This window comes from Wolbachia endosymbiont of Nasonia giraulti (assembly GCF_048054155.1).
Lineage (GTDB): Bacteria > Pseudomonadota > Alphaproteobacteria > Rickettsiales > Anaplasmataceae > Wolbachia > Wolbachia pipientis_C.
This window is the reverse complement of the sequence record NZ_JAFEVH010000008.1, coordinates 1-20,688: the sequence shown is the minus strand read 5'-3', so window position 1 is coordinate 20,688 and position 20,688 is coordinate 1. Positions and strand designations below refer to the sequence as shown.

Here is a 20,688-nt window from a genome sequence, read left to right as displayed (position 1 = left end):
AGTTGAATTGAAAATGCGGTTTGACACACTTTTTTGAACGTTCCCTGAAGGAACTTTGAGAGCTCATTATTAAGCTGTAATCACAGTTCCCTGATTTTGCTGTGTCACGTTTACTTCATCCAATTTATTCCCTATCTTGAATTCAATATCCTTGAAAAACCTATCCCACATTCCATGCAAATGCTCTTCTACTTTAGGCCATACATCATTTTTAAATGTCGTTCCATCATCAGAAAATAAATTGCCTAAAAAGCCTCCAACTCCTTCATAACTTGATTGAAAATGTTGAAGAAATGTTTCTACTTCCTTATGAGTATCATGCGCCACACTCAACGCTTTTCCCTCTGCGCTCTTATCCCCATGCATTGCAACGGCAAGACCTGTTTTAATATATCCCAAAACCTGTCTTAACAGCTTTCATAGGCTGGAGCCATGAACTCTTATCGCTTTTTGGTACATTATTTACTATATTTTCCACCAATCTGTTTATTAAAGGAGACAGTAAATCTTGACAAAAGTGTTTGATATTATCTTTTGTTTTAATTACAGGACTTTTTATGAACTTTTCTGCCAAATAGTACTCAAGTTCTGCTCTCCCTAGTAACTTCTTAATTGCTTCTTCATCAAGAATTTCATGCTCGAATGCTTTAAGTAAATCATCTTCTATTATTGCAAATTTTATTTTTTCACGAGATTCCAGTTCTTCTCTATAATCATTTTTTGTTTTTTCATTTATCAACAATCCTTTTTCTTCTAATTCTAACTGTTTTAATGCTTTCAGAATTTCTTGGTTATTTTTCAAGTGCTTCTCTATTAATTTTGTACTTGGATGCTTTTCTCCTTTTATCTTTCGCTCATCTTCTAAGTACTTATTTAAATCCTTACTCCCTTCTATTATTTTTCTCAATAGCATAGGTTGTTCAGGTCTTTTTAAGTATTTTTCAATTCTCACTCGATGTGAATTAATCTTTTCTACTAGATCTGGTGCCTCCCTTTCTAATAACTTACATGAATTCTCTATACCCTTTGCTTGACTTTTAAACAAATCTTGCGTTTTACGTTTCGTTATTTCTAAATACATCTTTGCTATAAAAGCATTCACTTTACCTGAAGCTTCTTCTAAACTTTCCCCATTCAAAGGACCTTTTATCTCCTCTTCTAAATCTCGAAACTGGTCTATTAAGCTTAGTATTCCTAACAGGCCTAACTCACCCTTAGCTTTTTTCATTACTGATTCTACTAGCCTTCGCTCAACTTTTTGATCACCATACTCGAACTTAAAAAGACCTTCTAATTTCCTTTTTAAATCATCGTTTGTTAAGTTGTTTTTCCCTTCATCATATACTTCTTTCAATTTTTCGCGTACTCTAATATATCTTTCTCGTCCTTCTTCTTTTAAATCCTTAATTCTCTTTTCAGCATTATTTAGAGCTTTTTCTGTTTCTCCAGGATTTATACCCTTATAAACATCAGTTATTGTTTTCTTAGTTATCCTACCTTCTTGTATAAATCGTTCCCATTCTGCTTTAAATACAGGAAGTGCATCATCACTTATATCACCTACTTTCATAAGGGACTCTAGCCGATCATCTTCATCAGTCAAATTACGTGACTCCTTTATTTTTAGTTCTTTCAAATCTTTGATTATCACTTCTTTCTCATTTGGTAATTCCTTACCTTGATTCTCCAGTTCTTGTTTCACTAAAGTATTTTTTAGCTCATCTTCCAGTGAAAAATCTTCTCCCCGTCTATTTTGCTGAAACTTAATTGCTTGTATAAAGGCAACTTGATAAGCATTTTCTATTAAGTGAGTTGTCAACTTAGAACCTATACTATCCACCACTTTTAACCTGAATTCGTCCAACAATTCCTTCAATTTATCATATGTAATATCTTTCTTTTCTAACTTTATCAGCTCTTCCATAGTCTTTGCGAATTCCTGAATAGAAGTTGCAAGTACATCCTTGATTTCATTGCGTAAGGGCTTAAGACCATTTTTTAAATTGATGTTAGTTGACAATTTCAGTACGATGCTATGCTCTGAATCCCGTGTCACATCAAACCACTTGTTATTTTCATTTTCATACAAATCTCTAAGCAATCGTTTAAATTGCGGTGGAAATTTTACTTCCATATCCCATGCAATATTTGGCTCAGAAACTTCCTTTTCACAAAAAGACACCTCAATATTTTGATGCTTATTAGAATACTGCCCCATACTTATTTTAAGAGCAGCAACTAAAGAGTGAGATAAATCTCTATTTAAAAGATAAAAAGTAGCCAAAGCAACTGTTGCAGGAACGATTAAGGCTACAAGTACAGTTACATTAACAAAAATTGCTATTGCAGCAAGAGCTCCGTATGCCAATCTTTTTGGTACACCGGTTTCACTCTTTTTTGTCTTATCTTCCCCTACACCTTCTTGTGTCTTGCTATTTGCTTTAAATCTACTGTATATGACTAACCCTAGTGCAGTAAAAGCAATATAAGGGAGCATTAAAACTGACAGAGCTAAATTTAATACTTTCTTCTCTGGGCAAGCTCTGTTTATCTCTTTCAATATTTCGCTTGACATATTATACCAGGAGGTAAAAAAGTCAGAATTATAACCTTTATAATGAAATATACTGAGTGGGATATTAAAATCAGTTAACCAATTCTGCTTACTTACAGCATCAAAAAACTCTTCTTCCTCTTCTGAATTAGCAAGACCTAAATCATTCCCTTCTTCTACATTAGAAACATCTTCCATAGCATCAAAAAACTCTTCTTCCTCTTCCAAAGCAACATTGGAAATAGATTCTACTTTACCTAAACCATCACTGTTGTTATTTAAATCAATAACTTCTCTATGACCATCTGCAACAACTTGATTCATATCACCACCCTACTTAAAGTAATTTAAGTATAGCATAAACATTACTAACTTTGCAACTTTATTAACTTAATACCAACTGTCAAACCTTGGTATTCCTTAAAATAGAAATCGGCCTCGATCTCTTTATTAGTGTCCAAAGATAAGGCAAGGGTCTGCTCTTTTATATATTTATTCCATGTAGTTATTGCTTCCTTAATTTTTTCATCTTCTGTTTTTATTGTTACTCTAATTCTATCTGATATATGAAAATCAGCTTGTTTTCTAGTTTCTTGAATAAGCCTCACAACATCTCTCGCAAGCCCTTCTAGAATTAGTTCGTCATTGAGCTCAGTACTCAGAACAACAATCCCTTTATTGTTATCAAATACAGAAGAATATTCACTGTCTGCTTTTAACAATAGTTCATATTCACCTTTTTCTATAGTATAGTTCTCTGTTTCATCCCCCAGAAATATTTGCTCATTCTCAATTTGCTTCCACTTTTCTTCTTTGACATATTGAACTAGTTTCTTGATTTTATCTGCAATCTTCTTACCAAGTAGCGGAAAATTTAGTTTTAGCTCTAGTGATGCAATATCTTCAAGTCTGTTTACTAATTCTAATTTTTTTACATTTACCTCATCTCTTATTATCTCTTGATATTCATTTTCAAGGAAATCGCAGGAAGAACTATGATAAATGGTCATACTGCCAAGTGGCTGCCTGATACGTATATTAAACGTATTTCTGATGGATAATGCAGAGTTACATATCTCTCTTACCAAATCCATCTTGACAATGAGTTCACTGTCATATCTATCTGATTGTGGAAAATCAGCCAAATGAACAGATGTTTCTTTGTACTTAAGCCCTTGCCATATAGTCTCTGTTATGAGTGGCAACAAAGGAGCTGCAGCTCGAAGCATGTAATAAAAAACTGTGTACAGAACATTATAAGCGTCGGTTTTGTCTTGATCTAAATCACCTTTCCAAAAACGCTCACGACTGCGACGAATATACCAGTTATTTAGCACTTCAAAGAAATCTGTCAGGATTTTGCAAGCCTCCTGGGAGTTATAGTTGTTCATAGAAGCTTGGATACCTTCCACAGCTTCAAAACATTTTGAAATCATGTAGCGATCAATAGTACTTTGATAATCTTGACAAATCTCAGCTTTAATTCCATCTGCATTTGCATACATAGTAAAAAAGTGATAACTGTTCCAAATAGGTTTTATTACGTTTTTTAGAACATCACGCACTAAATTTCCTTCTTTATCGAGTAGTAAATTACCACCGCAAACAATGGAACCAGACAGCATAAGAAAACGCAGCGCATCAGAACCATATTTGTCAAAAACCTCCATTGGATCTGCATAATTATTCAAACGTTTGGATAATTTCTGACCTTTCACATCAAGAACCACACCGTGGCATATGCAATTCTTAAATGGCTCACTATCAAATAAAGCAGTGGAAAGCACAAAAAGCGTATAAAACCATCCTCTTGTTTGTGCTATATATTCAGTGATAAAATCCGCAGGGAAATTACTCTCAAACCACTCCTTATTTTCAAAGGGATAGTGAACTTGCGCGAACGGCATCGATCCAGATTCAAACCAACAGTCAAACACATCAGGCACACGACGCATAACTGATTTTCCTGTTGGATCATCAGGATTTGGTCTTATCAAAGTATCGATAAATGGTCTGTGCAAGTCATCTATTTTAACATTAAAATCTCGCTCTAGTTCTGCTATTGAGCCATACACATCCACTCTTGGATATTTTGTATCGTCTGATTTCCACACGGGAATTGGAGTACCCCAAAATCGATTGCGTGAAATAGACCAATCGTGTGCTCCTTCAAGCCATTTTCCAAATTGACCATCTCTAATATGATTCGGCATCCAATTAATTCTCTTATTCAGTTCTGCCATTCTCCCCTTGAACTTTGTCACAGCAACGTACCAAGAAGGCATAGTGCGATAGATCAAAGGAGTATCAGTTCTCCAGCAGTGAGGATAATTATGAATATGTTGCTCAGTCTTAAACCAACTCCCCTGCTCTTTTAATTTTTTTATTACTGTATCATTGGCATCAAAAACATGAATTCCTGTTAAATCTGAAACTTCAGCAGTAAACTTTCCAGCGTTATCAATTGGACAAACAGCCCGAATATCATGTCTTTGGCAAAGGTAAAAATCTTCTTCACCAAAGCCAGGAGCAGTGTGCACAACACCAGTACCACCTTCTGCTGTAACATAATCGGCAATGAAAACACGGAACGCATTTTTTGTATCTTTAAAGTAATCAAACAGTGGTTTATAGGAAAGACCTGCAAGATCACTCGCTTTAAGTTTTGTATTACAGTTTTCATATTGAATATTGCTTTGTTCACAGTGGCTGACAAATTTCTCTAAATAACTTTCAGCAAAGATGCAGACTTCACCATTTACTAACACCATACAATACTCAATATCCTCCCCTACTGCCAGTGCGAGGTTGCTTGGCAACGTCCAAGGGGTTGTAGTCCAAGCAAGCAACTTACATTTTTGTTTAAATTGCTTTGGGTTTTCTAAAAGTTCAAACGCAACAGTTACAGCCTTGCTAGCTTTTTCTCTATAAGCATTATCTAGTCTTGTTTCAAAATTAGAGAGTGGAGTTTCGCACGCCCAGCTATAGGGAACAACGCGTATTGATTCATACACCAGACCTTTATCATAAAGCTGCTTAAATGCCCACATGACCGACTCCATGAATGACTTATCCATAGTCTTATAGTCATTGTGAAAATCTACCCATCTTGCTTGTCTATTTACATACTTCTCCCATTCTGATGAAAATTTCATCACAGAAGTACGGCAATGATTATTGAATTTTTCAATGCCAAACTTCTCTATCTCAGTTCTACCAGATATTCCAAGTTCCTTTTCTGCACCCATCTCAGCTGGTAAGCCATGGCAATCCCAACCAAATCTACGCTCAACCCTTTTTTGCAGCATAGTTTGATATCTTGCAAATGCATCTTTTATAAAACCAGTAAGCAAGTGTCCGTAATGCGGAAGTCCATTTGCAAACGGAGGCCCATCATAAAATACAAAACAATGACCCTTGGAACGTTTCTCGACTGACTGCTCAAAAATTTTATTTTCCTGCCAAAATTTTATGATTTCCTTTTCTAGCAATGAAAAATCAGGACTGCTGCTTGTATCAGGATAATACTTCATATTCATTTTAACTGGATAAAATCAAAGAATATAGAGCTTTCTGGAAAATTACAAATTCAAAAACTCTGTTTCTATAAACATAGATAGGTATTGACATCATTATACAACATATTAATTCATTAGACTTATTTATTGAGGTTGAAGATGAATAAAGACAATAGAAGTTGGCCTTATCAGAAATTTCATGATGCTAACAAAAATAATAGTAAAAGCAGCTTTGTTTGGGAATCAGTTTCTTATGAATATAATAATTCTGGAAAGATTAAAAAGGTACACTATCAGTGGGAAAAGAAAAAAAATCCCGCAAATCTATTATATCAAGTCTCATATGATTACGTAACAGAGAGCTGTAGTCCTTTAAGGATTAAATCTAGATAGCTTATAAACTTATAAAACACACAAAGTGCTTCTACATGAGACCATGGGAGCACTTTTCTCTAATTAGGCAGCGCATCCCAACAAACTATTTTGCCTAGCTTCCAATATCCTTACATTTACTATTTTATCTTTGTATTTGTCGTCAGGATCATCAACGCATACTGATTGCATGTATGGGCTTTTACCAATAATTTGATTTTGGTGTTTACCTTTTTTATCACTGAATAGAACAGGAATAGTTTTTCCTATCATACTCTGATTAAATTCAAGTTGTTGCTTGCTAATTAATTCCTGTAACCGAAGAAGACGCTCTGTTTTAACCTCTTCTGGTACTTGATCTTTTCTTTCCGCCCCTGGCGTTCCTGGCCTTGGGCTATATTTAAAACTATAAGCCTGAGCATATTTTATTTTTTCTACTAATTTCATAGTTTCCTCAAAGTCTTTTTCAGTTTCTCCAGGAAAACCAACAATAAAATCAGAAGAAAATTCAATTTCAGGTTTCAATTTGCGCAATCTGTCTATTATTTCCAAATACTCCTCTGCCGTGTGTTTTCTATTCATTGCATGCAATATTTTATTCGAACCTGACTGCACAGGTAGGTGAACAAACGGCATGAGTTTTGATTCCTCCGCATGTACCAAGTAGAGAGATTCGTGCATATCTCTTGGATGAGAAGTTGTGTAGCGGATTCTTTCTAGCTTTTCAATTTTAGCAATGTGACTAATTAATTTTCCTAAATCCCACACTTCTCCCTCACACTCCCCATGATAAGCATTGACATTCTGACCAAGCAAAGTAATTTCCCTTGCTCCACTTGCAACTAACTTTAATGTTTCACGGAATATTTCATTTACTGATCGTGAATACTCAGCCCCGCGAGTGTAAGGCACCACACAAAACGTACAAAATTTATCACAACCTTCTTGTATAGCAAGAAACGCAGAAGACCCCTGGCTATTGCCATAGCATTCATCTGGCAATTTATCAAACTTTGCAACTTCTGGAAAATCAGTATTTATTACATGACCTTTACTTCTACTTGCTTTGACTATCAGCTCCGGTAAAACAGCGATACTCTGTGGACCAACAACAATATCAACAAAAGGAGCCCTTCTGAACACTTCTTCTCCCTCTGCTTGCGCTACACATCCAGCCACCACTATGGTCATTTCCTTATTTTTTTGTGATGAATGAATTCTTCCAAGCTCTGAGTAGAGCTTTTCTGCTGCCTTTTCTCTAATATGACAAGTATTTAATATCACCAAATCAGCTTGTTCTGCATCACTCACAACACTGAACCCTAGAGGCTTAACTATATTCTCCATTAAAACAGAGTCATAAACGTTCATCTGACAGCCGTAAGTTTTAATATATAGGCCTTTCATATTTAAAATTCTTCACACAAATTCTAGCAAATTATACGAAAAACTGAATTCTAGTACAACAGCCAATAAAGATTGCTTGACAAACCTTCTCGCTTTCCTTACTCTAACAGTAGGGGTATTTTAAGAGCTCAAAAATCTATCTCAGTCTGCGGACTTTTCAGTCAATTTCTCAATAAAAAGTGTAGCGTATCCTCTTCGGTGTATACTGTAGTATGTGCGCTGCATTTTCTTTCTAATCTTTCAGGAGGATTTTATGTCCAGAATTCCAGATACTTAACCTTTATTCTTAAGCTAAAAACCGATTGGTACCTATGGTTTTTATAAAGAAAGTGCAAAAAATACTTTAAAGAATATGAAATAAAGTTAGAAAAGGCTTAAGTAGCCAAAAACTGTTTCCAGGCATAAATTTGTCATGTATACCAAAAAGTAATTACACTGATATAATGTTCACACTTACATGCTAATATAGATATGATGCTAATTAAAGAGCATGTTATGCAAGAAGAAGTATCAGATTTTACAGATGCTCTTTGTCAAAATAAATGTGATTCCTTTCGAGTGACACTCTCCTATATCCTTCCTTTAGGTTATACAGAAATCTAACACAATTATAGAACAAGCGTAAAAGTTCTGGTAAAGTAGTTTTATTTATAAAGAGCATGCTACTTGATATTGAAAAACGCAGCATAACAAATGCACTGTGGAAGTTACAAGAAGCAGATCAAAGGGAGATTTTTACTCTTATACAGAGATTTGAGTTGCCAGAAATATTAGCAAGAATATTAGTTGCTCGTGGTGTTAACATAGAAAATGCACATGACTTCTTACACCCACTAATCAGATCGCTATTACCAGATCCCTTTCACCTCCTTGATATGGATAAAGCTGTTTCTCGCATAATAAAAGCAATAAACAATAATGAGAATATTGCAATATTTGGTGATTACGATGTTGATGGTGCAACGTCATCAGCATTGATTAATAGGTACCTAAGAGCGATTGGGACACACTCTATAATCTATATTCCAGATCGTGTTGATGAGGGCTATGGATTGAACACAGATGCTTTATTACAACTTAAAAAGAATGGTATTGATTTATGTATTTCTGTTGATTGCGGTACGCTTGCATATCAACCAATAGAAGAGGCAAGGGTTTTTGGACTTGATATTATAGTTGTCGATCATCACCTTGGTATAGAAAAATTACCAAGTGCTGTAGCAGTTGTTAATCCCAACCGCCTTGATGAGAGCTCTCCTTATAATAACTTAGCAGCAGTTGGAGTGTCATTTCTGCTAATTGTTGCTCTTAACAGAAGCCTACGTGAGCAAGGATTTTTTACCAACAAAAAAGAACCAGATTTATTTGATCTACTGGATTTGGTTGCTCTTGGAACTGTTTGCGATGTTATGCAGATTACAGGCCTAAACAGGGCTTTTGTTTTACAAGGATTAAAAGTTATGTCAGCAAGAAAAAATGTTGGCTTACGTGTTTTGTTTGACGCTTTGGGAATCCTTGAAAAACCAAGTGTTTCACGATTAGGGTTTAGTATTGGGCCATGTATAAATGCCGGAGGAAGAATTGGAGAAGCATCGCTCGGTGCAAGGTTGCTTTCCACTGATGATGAAGAAAAGGCGCATTCAATCGCGCTAAAACTAATAGATTTGAATAATGCAAGAAAAATGCTAGAAAATGAGGCTATTTTGGAAGCTACAACACAAGCGGAAAATTTTGCCCACTTAGGTGTAAATTTTATAATGGTAAGTGGTAATTGGCACCAGGGAATAATTGGTATCATTGCATCAAGACTAAAAGAGCAGTTTCACTTACCAACGATAGTGATATCTTTAAACAATGGAATAGGAAAAGCAAGCTGCAGGTCAATTTCTGGGATAGATATTGGCGCTGCGGTTCTTTCTGCAAAATTTACCAACCTAATCATTGAAGGTGGTGGTCACAGTATGGCAGCAGGATTTTCGATTGAAGAAGATAAAATAAGTGATCTACATGATTTTTTTACTGCAAGATTTGCAAACTCTACAAATGACAAAATCATAAAAGCCGATGGCATAGTAACAGCTAAAGCAATAAACTTATCCCTGTGGAATCAACTGCAGCGCTTAGAGCCATTTGGAGCTGGCAATCCTGAACCGAGATTCATCATTCAAGGAGCAAAGATAAGGAGGCCTGAAGTTGTAGGAGTTGACCATATAAAATGTTTTATTGCTGACGATAATGTTATGGTCAAAGCTATTGCGTTTCGCTGTGCAAATACTGAGCTTGGCTCTGCTATTATGCAGGGTAATGTTAAAGCCATTTTGGGTAAAATCTCTATGAATTACTGGAATGGCAATGAATTTATACAACTTATGATAGAAGATGTCTTAACCATTAGTTAAGTTACTATTTTACAATAATTACCTATCAATCTCACCAAAGACTATATCGAGTGAACCGATAATTGCTGCAATGTCAGCAAGCATGTGTCCTTTTGCCATGAAATCTAAGGCCTGTAAATGCGCAAAGCCAGGTGCTCTTATTCGACATCTATAAGGTCTATTGGTACCATCTGAAACTATATATACTCCAAACTCACCTTTTGGTGCTTCAACTGCAGCATATGCTTCACCTTCTGGCACATGATATCCTTCTGAATAAAGCTTAAAATGATGAATCATAGCCTCCATAGATTCTTTCATTTCTGCTCTTGGCGGTGGAGAAATTTTTCTATCTTCAGTTTTTATTGGCCCTTTAGGAATTTTCTCTATGCATTGCTTCACTAAGCTAATAGATTGCCTAATCTCTGCCATTCTTACTAAATAACGGTCATAACAGTCACCATTTTGGCCGATAGGTATATCAAAATCTAATTGATCATATATCTCATATGGCTGGCTTTTCCGCAAATCCCAAGCGAGACCAGCAGCACGCAGCATCGGTCCACTAAAGCCCCAATCAAGAGCTTCTTTAATTGATATCTTGCTGATTTCTACAGTGCGTTGCTTCCATATCCTGTTTTCTGTTAGAAGCTCATCAACATCATCTATATACTTTGGAAATTGCGCTATAAATTTTGCAATATCCTCAATCAAACCTTCTGGAATATCTGCTGCAACTCCACCTGGTCTTATATAAGCTGCGTGAAATCTTGCACCTGAGGCCCTTTCATAAAATTCGAGTATTTTTTCTCTCTCTTCAAAGAGCCACAAAAGAGGGGTCATTGCCCCAACATCAAGCGCTTGGGAAGAGATATTTAGTAAATGATTTAGTATTCTTGTCAGCTCACAAAATAGAACACGCAAATATTTTGCCCTAATCGGAACTTCGCACTGCAATAATTTCTCTACACATAACGAATATGCATGCTCTTGCGACATTGGTGACACATAATCAAGGCGGTCAAAATAAGGCAGAGCTTGAAGATACGTTTTATGTTCTATTAACTTCTCAGTGCCGCGATGCAAAAGTCCAATGTGGGGATCTGCCCTCTCGATCACTTCACCATCCATTTCTAAAACAAGACGTAGCACCCCATGTGCAGCTGGGTGCTGAGGGCCAAAGTTTAGCATCATTGTCTTTAGATCTGGCATGTTTGGAAGTTTAAGATGTTAAAATTGTATAGGGTAAAATGTGCTTAAAGTCAATAGGCTTCTTGTACAAGCTATAACTCATCGTTACAATAGAAAAACTCTCAAAAACTTCACCACTTCTTCATGATCTGATAGACAATGTTTATGTATCACATACAATTATTGCACTTATGTTGATCAAGGCAGCGAAATTATGTATAGATAATTTTGATTGAGAAATAGTTTTTCTACTATATAAATTCTACTTTAGAGTAATCAAAATTAATGAAAGACAATAAATATAGTTTAGGCTTAAGGATCATTCATTGGTTAATGTCTGCTCTTATTATTGGCATGCTTTGTTCTGGACTTTACATGAAAAGTTTGCCGATTAGCAGTGAAATTAAATTCAGCATATACACTATTCATAAGGCTTGTGGTATCACCGTTCTTGGATTAATTATAGTACGTATATTTTTTCGCGTCTTTACTTATGTTCCGCCATTACCAGCCAATTTTTCTCGATTCGTAATCAATGCGAGCAAAACGATACACTTTGGTTTGTATTTTTTGATGGTGCTAATGCCATTATCTGGTTATGTCATGTCTTCTGCTTCTAGTAAAGAGATCAAATATTTTGTTCATATCCCTTTGTTAATCAATGAAAACAAAGAGCTAGCTAGTGCAGCTAATCAGCTACATTCGATGCTTGCATATCTTATGATAGTCTTTATAACCTTGCATATACTTGGTGCTTTAAAACACACATTTATAGATAAACAAAACATTTTTAAACGTATGATATAGGTTGTATGTTAAATAGCCTCTGGAAAAAAGGAACGAATTTTCTTGGTAGTGAGTTTGCAGTAATGGGTGGTGCTATGAGCTGGGTTTCAGAGAGAAATTTAGTTTCAGCAATCTCAAATGCCGGTGGTTTTGGTGTAATTGCATGTGGTGCAATGTTTCCAGACTTACTGAAAAAAGAAATCATAGAGACACAGAAATTAACTCATAAGCCATTTGGTGTCAATCTAATTACTATGCACCCAAATTTGAGTGAGTTAATAGATATATGCATTGAAACAAAAGTAAGCCATGTAGTTCTTGCTGGCGGATTACCAACAAAACCTAATATAGCAAAAATCAAGAATGCAGGCATTAAAGTTATGTGCTTTGCACCAGCATTAAGCCTTGCGAAAAGGTTAGTAAACATGGGGGTAGATGCGTTAATAATAGAAGGTATGGAAGCAGGAGGACATATCGGTCCTGTTAGCACTTCTGTTCTCGCACAAGAGATATTACCTCATTTTAAAAATGAGAAAACACCGGTGTTTGTTGCAGGTGGAATAGGAAGAGGCGAAATGATAGTGAACTACCTAGAAATGGGAACAAGTGGCTGTCAAATAGGTACATTATTTGTCTGCACGAATGAGTCAATCGCTCACAAAAATTTTAAAGAAGTATTCATCAAATCAGCTGCGCGTAATGCTGTATCTTCTGTGCAGATTAGTGCTGATTTCCCTGTAATTCCAGTAAGGGCTATAGCTAACAAAGCAAGTGACGATTTTATGGAGCATCAAAGAGACATTATTGATAAATATCAAAATGGAGAAATCTCAAAAGAAGAGGGGCAACTTGAAATAGAGAAGTTCTGGGCTGGTGCTTTAAGAAGAGCTGTAATTGAAGGGGACATTGAAACAGGATCTTTAATGGCCGGTCAAAGTGTTGGCATGGTTGATAGAGAAAAGCCTGTAAAAGAAGTAATAGATATGCTAGTTCAACAGGCAAGCAATTATGTTGAAATGTAAAATCAGTAATCAGCAAAGAAAATAGTTAGCAAATTGCTATAATTATCCGCAATAAGGCATAATTGCCCAGTTTTAATGTAAAATTAACGCTAAAGAGGTATTCATACATTTTATTTGTATGAGAGGAGTGTTATGCTAGGTACTTCAAAAAAATCTAGGAGTAATGATTTACCTTGTAAAATAAAAGAGCTTATTCAATCTTTGAGTAATGAAGAAGATCGTAAACTGTTCACCAATATATACAAAAAGGTCACAAAAAAAACACATAATCATGAAAATCTAAAAAAGGGAGATGGAACTATCGCAAAATGCATAGAGTTGTTCAACAAAGAAGCTGATCCTAACATATTAATTAAATTAGCAAAATTACTGAGAGAGCAAGAAGAATATCAAAAATATTATAATTATTACACCGAGAAATTTCTTCCAGCATTGGAAAAAGAAGTAATGGGATCAGAAGTCGGACTTCCAGTATTTAAGAATGAAATAGAACAATCACAAGGATCACCAACAAGAAGAGGAAAAATATTAGGAATAATTTCAAAGCTTACTAATAAAAGTAGTAACAAAAATCATTCTAGTAGCGTTATTCAAAATCAAAAAGAAGGTAATGCTATGGAACTATTTAACAAACAAAGTCTTTCTGGTGAAGTTGAAATTCCCAAAAATTCAGGTATTAATCCTCTGGAAAAGGATTCTTTAGCTAAGGGTGTAAGTGGAACAGGAATCTCTGGAACATATAATAAATTTGGAAGTTCAATTCATTGTGGTGATTTAACAACTCCTACATCAAAACAATCACAAGCAAAAAAGGAGATCCCACAATTACAATTGAATAGTCAATCTGACCTTTCGATTGATAGTAAAGATTTAAAAAATGAAAAGCCTAATATAACTGTGAATGCTGTAGAAGTGCCAAGCGGTGCAAATACTTCTAAACTCAGTAGTAGTGATTTAGATAGTGGAATAAATTCATCTAGCTTGGCATCAGGTAGCAGAAGGAACAGCTTAACTTCAGTAACAAGCATTTCATCTGAGGAAAGTGTACACTTAAAATTAAACCCTGCTGAGGAAGATAATAGTTTGCAACTAGAAGATGAAGGAAAAACAAAATTAGCACATCCGAACAAAACAAGGCCCAAAGGCCCAAGCGGAAGAATATCCCCTTCTAAACATTATAAGAAGACTGAAGAAGGGCCTCATTGTGTGATCTCAGTGACAGGCAGTAAGGTAAAAGATACAATGCAATCCAATAATTATGAAAATAATAGTAAAATCAAAAACAAAAATCTTCACGTCGCACTTGTAACAAGTTCTGCTCTCTTAGCAATAGGGTACATTGTTGCAGGAGCAATGACATCAGGATTAGTAGGAGCAGGACTGTTTGTGGTGGCTGCGGTGTTTGCTACAGCTGCTGCTGCTGAATTGTGTTCAAACTTTCTGTCAAGTAAATTGACATCCATTAGTGTGAGTCCTCTTGTTGATAATAAAGAGCTAACACGGTGATAAAAGTTAAATATGAGTTACTTATGGTGAGCAAGTGAATTCGGTTCTTGCCTATTGATGTAAAAATTGTTACATTTGAGGAGTATCTTAAAGGTATTTAGCTGATGCATATTCAATTGGGTAGAGTTTTTGCTATTGTAGCCCTGTTAAGTTTTATCTTCATGTCATGTTCTAGCAAAGCAAGTGATGAATTGAAAAATATACCAGGAACGTTGAAAGAACTTATTTCTTCATTTTCAGTTAAAGATACTGTAGAAAATATGAGTCCCTCAACAATTATAGGTTTATGTATAGCTACAGTGATACTTGCAGTAGTGTTCAGAGGCCTAATTTTTTTCATGATAATATTTGGCGTACTGATCATGATGTTTGGAAGCACAGAAAAGGCAACAGATTACCTGAAAGAAAAATTCAACTTTGCAAAGGACATACAGTTACAATCCAATAACAAAAAAGAAGATAAGGATTAAGTAAGATAGATGATTCTTTATTATCTTTTTATTGAATACGCATGATATTGTATGCAACCAAAAGTACCAGCCACTAGCTCTAATTCTGAAAAAAAGAACAATTTAGCGTTACTAGAAAGTATTAATTTAGATTTTATCCCTTATGCTTGCCACTACGATGAAGAAACTATACTAACAAAACAGGGGGAATTGTTAAAAATAATCAAATTAGAAGACTATTCTTCAGTTGATAACTATGGTGATCTTAGAACTGAAATTAGAAAAAGTATATCAAAAAATATCAAGAGTTTATATTTTACCGTTTGGATTCACACTGTCCGTAAGCGCAATAAACTGAGCTTACAGTGGAATAAAACTTCAGACTTTTCCGATCAGCTACACTCAACGTGGTTTAATAAACTAGTTGATAGTAAACTACAGTATATAAATGAGCTATACATTGTGGTGTTACTTAGTGATTTTGGCAAACATATTAATAATGCATTTTTTTTTGGCGGGATAAAGAATAGGCACAAGTTATTTTTACAAAAAAATCATCAAGAATTACAAAAAATAACTGACCTGATTCAAAAAGATTTAGAACCTTTTGGAGCTAAAAAACTGGGCCTTAGATCTAGTGAAGGCAAAATATATTCTCAAATGATGGAATTTCTCCATTACATTATTACATTAACGCACAAAGATTATCCAATATGTGAAAGGGATCTATCGCAGCATGTGAAAAACCTAAAAGTAGCTTTCGGTTTCAATAAATTTCAAACATCGTTTGAAGGTCAACAGAAGTTTGGTTCTATTTTTTGCATAAAGGAATATCGAGAAATCCCCTTAGAAAATATAGATAGGTGTTTGCAACTTGACTCTGAGCTTATCATCACAGAAATAATAATATTTACTAGTAATAATAAAGCAGTAAAAGAATTAAAAAAACAAATTAATATACTGCAAATCAGTGAGGACAATACCTTACTTCAAAACTCAGGAATAAATGAAATAATGGAGCTTGAAAAAATTTCTGCTATGGATTTTTGTCAACAGAAAATTATTGTTACAATCTTTGCAGATGATAAGAATAGGTTAGCTAAAAATATCAGCGATTTATCCTCTGTAATGTCGTTAATCGGGTTGATGATGTTTAGGACTGATCTGCACATGGAAAATCATTTTTGGGCACAGCTTCCTGGAAACTTTGCTTTTGTTACACAACCAAAAAATATATTAGAAAAATATGCTTGCAGCTTTGCTATGTTGCATGATTTTACATCAGGTACGTTAAAAGGAGGAAGATGGAAAGAAGCAGTAACAGTTTTTTTTTCAAAAAAAGGCAGTCCTTACTTTTTTAACTTTCATGGAAAGAAAAATAATGGTCATACCACAATACTTGGAGCTCCAAATTCAGGTAGAACCTCACTGATCAATTTCTTACTTTCGGAATCAAGAAAATTTAACCCTAGGATTGTTATATTGGATAATACTGGAAAATCAATAATATTTACTAAAGCAGTAAGCGGCCAATATTACATAATTGATCCAAAATATAAAGATAAAAGTCTAAAATTTAACCCACTGAACATTGAAGATAGTGCTTCTAATCGCAATATGCTTGTTGAATTGATCAAAAGGATGGTTGCAGATGCAAGTTTGGTAGACGTAGAAGAAAAGACAAAAAAAATTGTAGATTCTATATTTGCTATACCAAGAGAATCGCGCTCTATTTCTCAAATTTCTGAAGTGCTTTTACTTCTTGGGGGTAAAATAAGTAAATGGTGTGGTGATGGTGAATTTGCTTACTTATTCCAAGATGGTGATGAGTCAGACATTGACTGGGAAACAAAAATCATATCTCTCAATACTGCGAATCTCACTAAGCAAAAAGAATGTATGTCCGTGATACTTTACTATTTCTTATACTCTTTCGAAGCAAAATGTGATGGCTCACCTGCAATACTTGTTTTGGATGAAGCATGGGAGATAAGTAATATTTTTCCTACAGAGGGAGAGTTTGACAACTGGATGCAAAGAATGACAAAGTTAAATGTTGTAGTAATTCTAAGTACTGAAAACTTAAACCTAGCATTTGCTAGCAAGTTTACTCAATATTTAGATAAGCATGTCGATACCAGGATTCTGATGCCGAACATCAATGCAAACAGATTATACATGAAGGCATTTTCTCTGTCGAAAGAGGAACTGAATGTCATTTTGCAAACACCAACACAGGAAGGTTTATTTTTGATCAAGCAATACAAAGGTTTAGTAACTTTAAATCTAGATTTGAAAAATATGAAAGAAATACATGTACTTTCAGCTAATAAAGAGACTATAAAGTATATGTATGAGGCGATGAAGGAAAAAGGCGAAAAAGTGAGTAAGTGGTTACCGGTGTTCTATGAAAAATGTAAAGCTTAATTTTTTATTGATATTCTCCTTGATATTTTGTCTTTCTTACCAAGGATATGCTGATTGTCCAACATTTGTAAAAAGTAATACTGAAATTGAAGCTGCAGGAAGTAAAGCAGGAAAAGGTATTGCAAATTTTTTTAAAGGCAAGTGGAGCGATTTAGACTTTGACGAAAAATTATTGCAATTTATTAAAGTTACAGCAGTAAATAATCAGGGACCAGAAGGTTACTTCGATCCAAAGATTAAGGTCTGCGATTACGAAGGAAACGACAACTGTTATATATTATCCAGTGGAACATTCTGCCGCCAGATATATGGAACGCAGAGTACAGGAGCTGGAATTTCTGCAGCAGCTTTTATCGATTGGGAAGGAGATAAAACAAAAGCTGGAGGAGAAATTGCCCAAGGTCTTGGATGGGAATGGGCAGATGGTGTTACTGATGAAGAAAAAGTAAAATTTGCTAATGCCCCTAAAATATGCGCTTGCAGTCAGAAAGGGGCTTGTATGTCAGGAATTTCTTCATGGGGCTCTAGAGTATTTTCTGGGGAAAATATTTTTCGTCCTGGAGAGATGGAAAAAGCTTGTGATACATGCTATCAAACAAAAGTAAAATGTGCCCCTGTGCCACTTGCACCTGGTCCACCTCCATTTTGTGAACAACTTGCGATGTCACCACCGCAAATTAGAATTGTTCCTATAAGAAACCAAGATAATGATTACTTTAATCCAAGAGTTGGAGTCATTATTGGTGAGACGAGAGAAAGAAGAGAGCTACCTTTTCCACGCGTTGTTTCAAGCAATGAGAATATTCAAAGTGCTACATACTCTATTCCAGATCAAGATACTTACCATTACTTCAAAACCTATAGAAAAAAAGGTCAGCTCTGCACTGAATATTATGGTACTGAGAGAGAAGAATCTAAAAGAAAATTACAGTTTCCTGCCCGTTGTTTTCCATCACCAACTGCTCCAAAGCCTGAGGAAATAAGGGTAGTAAATGAAAATACGCTAGAGGTAAAAATGAAGATGAGTGAGAACGTTTGTACTTATGACGCACGTGGAACTCACAGTAATGGCATCTGTACTTTTTATGTTAATAAAAATTCTCCTACATACATTGGCCATCTGCCTTTAATAGTAGTAAAGCCAGCAATAGTAAAAAAAACAACTGGTAACGGTAACATAAAAAGCGATATCGATAACATAATAGAAGGTATATTAAAAAATAACTCTCAGTTTGAGGTTTTAAAAAAGTATGGATATGTTCCCGATATTGAAACAGAATGTAAAGAGCTTCAGAATGGTAAGTGCAAACTAGATGACTCAGGATATCCAAAAGTAGAAATAAAATATAAAGAAAATCCTAAAAGTAAAATGCTCTGCCTTTCTGGTTGGCAGCCGGAACCAGAAGAGCTTGTTCTTGAAAAAGGAAGTGAGCTAATATCGCTGAAGTCAGTAGGAGCAAGCTATGCTAAACACAATACTGTTTACTCGAAAGAATCAAATCAATCTTATTATTTTCCTTGCAAAAAAGGGGAAATTATTGAATTAGTTGATGTTTTAGCAAAGCCACAAGATGCACTGAATGAAATAATATTCAATAAGAAAGGATATATTTCTATTCCTGAAGAAAATAAGCCTAGAGACAATTGCATGGCAAAAGAGGATAAAGAGGTAGATACAAAACAAAATTGTGACAAATGCAAGATAGTATATGAATTAACAGATGGGAAACACAAAAAAGAATGTAAGCAAGGTGATGATGGTTGCCTCTGCTTTGATGGAGTGTGTAGTCGCTCAACACAGTATGTGAACAAGGACAACAAGCCTTTTTACTTAAGAGTTTCACAGGATGAAAATGGAGTTGTAAAGAAGTTAGATAATCCAATTAAAGCAAATAGAACAGAAGTCTTTTTCGCTGATAAATTATGCAGGTTCGATTTAGACGGTTTAAAAAAGAGATTGCCTGAAATAATAGTAACACAATTGAAACATAAGAAGCAGATTATTGAAGACAGGGATCAAAAACTTTATGAGCTTGGAGATGGCTATACAGATGATCTGTCAATGTACGATTACGTTGAAATAGAAGCATGGGGAGGTGGTGAAGCCGGTCATATAAATAGTACAGCTCAGTCTACAGAAAATAGACCAGGAATGCCAGGTGATTACATTAAAGCTAAACTGAGAGTCAACCCTAGTTATCCATATATTAAAGTAAAAGTAACAGAAGGAAGTGGTGGACAAGAAAATGATAAATCTAACAAGGATGGGGGACCTACTTTAATAAAAATGTGCAGAGACCTTTCAGAAACAATTTGTAAAGATTTAATTACTGTTGCAGGTGGAGGTACATACAGAACCTATGGGGGAAAGAATTACAAAGATACAATAATTCATGAGCAAAATTTAAAGCTAGAAGAAGAAGTTGTAAAAGGAGATAAGTTAGACTCTAGAGAGGATAATGAAATAGCATACATAAGGAATGGTAAGATTGAGTATGAAAATGTACCAGAATGTAGTAAAAGCTACACTAATATAATATATGGTGCTGGCGGCTGCATCAACGAAAGCAGCAAAAATTATAGCAAGGGCGCTCCTGGTTATGTGAAAATTAAACCTATATTTGAGGAAATTAATGAAAAAAGAGTAAAAAAAATAGATGATGCTATTGAAAAAATGATACAAAATCCAGATGATATCACAGGTATTGATGATTCCTTAATAAATAAACTTGATAAAAAGATTATTGAGACAATTAAAAAAGAAATCGAAAACGAATTGTTAGGATCATAGTAAAAGGACCCTTGAGGGTTACAAATGGAGTAACAGTGAATTTACATCACTGAGAGTATCTATTCAGATTGCATGTCAAACCAGTGTTTCTTTTCTTGTATCTCAGTTCCCATAATGTCATCCCAGTGCTTGACACCCATTTCTTTCTAGTGCTTCCTTCCTTGTCATCACAGCTTCCATAATGTCATTCGAGTAGCTGACACTGAAATCCATGTAAATTTAACTGGACGCCAATGTCACAAACTATAGTATTTCCTAAAGTAAATGATAAAGGTATAATAAAGTAT

General features: G+C 35.0%; 13 protein-coding genes. 8 read left to right on the top strand and 5 right to left on the bottom strand.

The annotated features are described in order from the left end of the window. Positions 1 to 69: 69 nt before the first annotated feature. The 3 genes from JR312_RS01970 to ileS are packed head-to-tail and all read right to left on the bottom strand — an operon-like array spanning position 70 to position 6,093. Positions 70 to 399 (bottom strand): hypothetical protein, encoded by a 330-nt coding sequence (locus JR312_RS01970; RefSeq protein ID WP_416647586.1) that lies wholly within the window; start codon positions 397 to 399, stop codon positions 70 to 72. Next, positions 386 to 2,878: a hypothetical protein gene (locus JR312_RS01965; RefSeq protein ID WP_416647585.1), complete on the bottom strand. Its 2,493-nt coding sequence runs from the start codon at positions 2,876 to 2,878 to the stop codon at positions 386 to 388. Before JR312_RS01965 ends, JR312_RS01970 begins: the two co-directional genes overlap by 14 nt. Before the next feature lie 44 nt (positions 2,879 to 2,922). After that, entirely contained in the window at positions 2,923 to 6,093 is a 3,171-nt protein-coding gene (gene ileS / locus JR312_RS01960; protein ID WP_416647584.1) for an isoleucine--tRNA ligase, read from the bottom strand. Between the two features lie 138 nt (positions 6,094 to 6,231). Here ileS and JR312_RS01955 point away from each other — a divergent pair, with 138 nt between their 5' ends. Beyond that, entirely contained in the window at positions 6,232 to 6,465 is a 234-nt protein-coding gene (locus JR312_RS01955) for a hypothetical protein (RefSeq protein ID WP_264330959.1), read from the top strand. A gap of 63 nt (positions 6,466 to 6,528) precedes the next feature. Here JR312_RS01955 and miaB read toward each other — a convergent pair whose 3' ends face one another. Beyond that, positions 6,529 to 7,851: a tRNA (N6-isopentenyl adenosine(37)-C2)-methylthiotransferase MiaB gene (miaB, locus tag JR312_RS01950; RefSeq protein WP_416647583.1), complete on the bottom strand. Its 1,323-nt coding sequence runs from the start codon at positions 7,849 to 7,851 to the stop codon at positions 6,529 to 6,531. 659 nt (positions 7,852 to 8,510) lie between these two features. Here miaB and recJ point away from each other — a divergent pair. Further along, positions 8,511 to 10,250, top strand: a complete 1,740-nt coding sequence (gene recJ, locus JR312_RS01945) for a single-stranded-DNA-specific exonuclease RecJ (protein ID WP_341813513.1) — start codon at positions 8,511 to 8,513, stop codon at positions 10,248 to 10,250. An 18-nt stretch (positions 10,251 to 10,268) separates the two neighbouring features. Here recJ and JR312_RS01940 read toward each other — a convergent pair whose 3' ends face one another. Next, positions 10,269 to 11,441 (bottom strand): NADH-quinone oxidoreductase subunit D, encoded by a 1,173-nt coding sequence (locus JR312_RS01940; RefSeq protein ID WP_264330956.1) that lies wholly within the window; start codon positions 11,439 to 11,441, stop codon positions 10,269 to 10,271. Positions 11,442 to 11,705: 264 nt separating this feature from the next. On the opposite strand from JR312_RS01940, the gene JR312_RS01935 reads away from it, so the two are divergent. The 6 genes from JR312_RS01935 to JR312_RS01910 all read left to right on the top strand — a co-directional run bounded on the left by JR312_RS01935 (position 11,706) and on the right by JR312_RS01910 (position 20,401). Next, entirely contained in the window at positions 11,706 to 12,227 is a 522-nt protein-coding gene (locus JR312_RS01935; protein ID WP_264330955.1) for a cytochrome b, read from the top strand. Between the two features lie 5 nt (positions 12,228 to 12,232). Next, complete coding sequence (locus JR312_RS01930) at positions 12,233 to 13,228, top strand: NAD(P)H-dependent flavin oxidoreductase (protein ID WP_416647582.1); 996 nt, start codon at positions 12,233 to 12,235, stop codon at positions 13,226 to 13,228. Positions 13,229 to 13,360: 132 nt separating this feature from the next. After that, complete coding sequence (locus JR312_RS01925) at positions 13,361 to 14,734, top strand: DUF350 domain-containing protein (RefSeq protein ID WP_416647581.1); 1,374 nt, start codon at positions 13,361 to 13,363, stop codon at positions 14,732 to 14,734. A 104-nt stretch (positions 14,735 to 14,838) separates the two neighbouring features. Next, positions 14,839 to 15,204 (top strand): hypothetical protein, encoded by a 366-nt coding sequence (locus JR312_RS01920; RefSeq protein WP_226079535.1) that lies wholly within the window; start codon positions 14,839 to 14,841, stop codon positions 15,202 to 15,204. 51 nt (positions 15,205 to 15,255) lie between these two features. Next, positions 15,256 to 17,610: a VirB4 family type IV secretion/conjugal transfer ATPase gene (locus JR312_RS01915; protein WP_416647580.1), complete on the top strand. Its 2,355-nt coding sequence runs from the start codon at positions 15,256 to 15,258 to the stop codon at positions 17,608 to 17,610. Then, positions 17,591 to 20,401 (top strand): hypothetical protein, encoded by a 2,811-nt coding sequence (locus JR312_RS01910; RefSeq protein WP_416647579.1) that lies wholly within the window; start codon positions 17,591 to 17,593, stop codon positions 20,399 to 20,401. The genes JR312_RS01915 and JR312_RS01910 overlap by 20 nt, the downstream gene beginning before the upstream one ends. Positions 20,402 to 20,688: the final 287 nt, after the last annotated feature.

Excerpts from the sequence above, each read along its gene's own strand:
- JR312_RS01925 (WP_416647581.1), top strand. The coding sequence starts at position 13,361 with ATGCTAGGTACTTCAAAAAAATCTAGGAGTAATGATTTACCTTGTAAA.
- JR312_RS01955 (WP_264330959.1), top strand. The coding sequence starts at position 6,232 with ATGAATAAAGACAATAGAAGTTGGCCTTATCAGAAATTTCATGATGCT.
- ileS (WP_416647584.1), bottom strand. The coding sequence starts at position 6,093 with ATGAATATGAAGTATTATCCTGATACAAGCAGCAGTCCTGATTTTTCA.
- JR312_RS01930 (WP_416647582.1), top strand. The coding sequence starts at position 12,233 with ATGTTAAATAGCCTCTGGAAAAAAGGAACGAATTTTCTTGGTAGTGAG.
- JR312_RS01915 (WP_416647580.1), top strand. The coding sequence starts at position 15,256 with ATGCAACCAAAAGTACCAGCCACTAGCTCTAATTCTGAAAAAAAGAAC.
- JR312_RS01935 (WP_264330955.1), top strand. The coding sequence starts at position 11,706 with ATGAAAGACAATAAATATAGTTTAGGCTTAAGGATCATTCATTGGTTA.
- miaB (WP_416647583.1), bottom strand. The coding sequence starts at position 7,851 with ATGAAAGGCCTATATATTAAAACTTACGGCTGTCAGATGAACGTTTAT.
- JR312_RS01940 (WP_264330956.1), bottom strand. The coding sequence starts at position 11,441 with ATGCCAGATCTAAAGACAATGATGCTAAACTTTGGCCCTCAGCACCCA.
- JR312_RS01920 (WP_226079535.1), top strand. The coding sequence starts at position 14,839 with ATGCATATTCAATTGGGTAGAGTTTTTGCTATTGTAGCCCTGTTAAGT.
- JR312_RS01910 (WP_416647579.1), top strand. The coding sequence starts at position 17,591 with ATGAAAAATGTAAAGCTTAATTTTTTATTGATATTCTCCTTGATATTT.
- recJ (WP_341813513.1), top strand. The coding sequence starts at position 8,511 with ATGCTACTTGATATTGAAAAACGCAGCATAACAAATGCACTGTGGAAG.
- JR312_RS01965 (WP_416647585.1), bottom strand. The coding sequence starts at position 2,878 with ATGAATCAAGTTGTTGCAGATGGTCATAGAGAAGTTATTGATTTAAAT.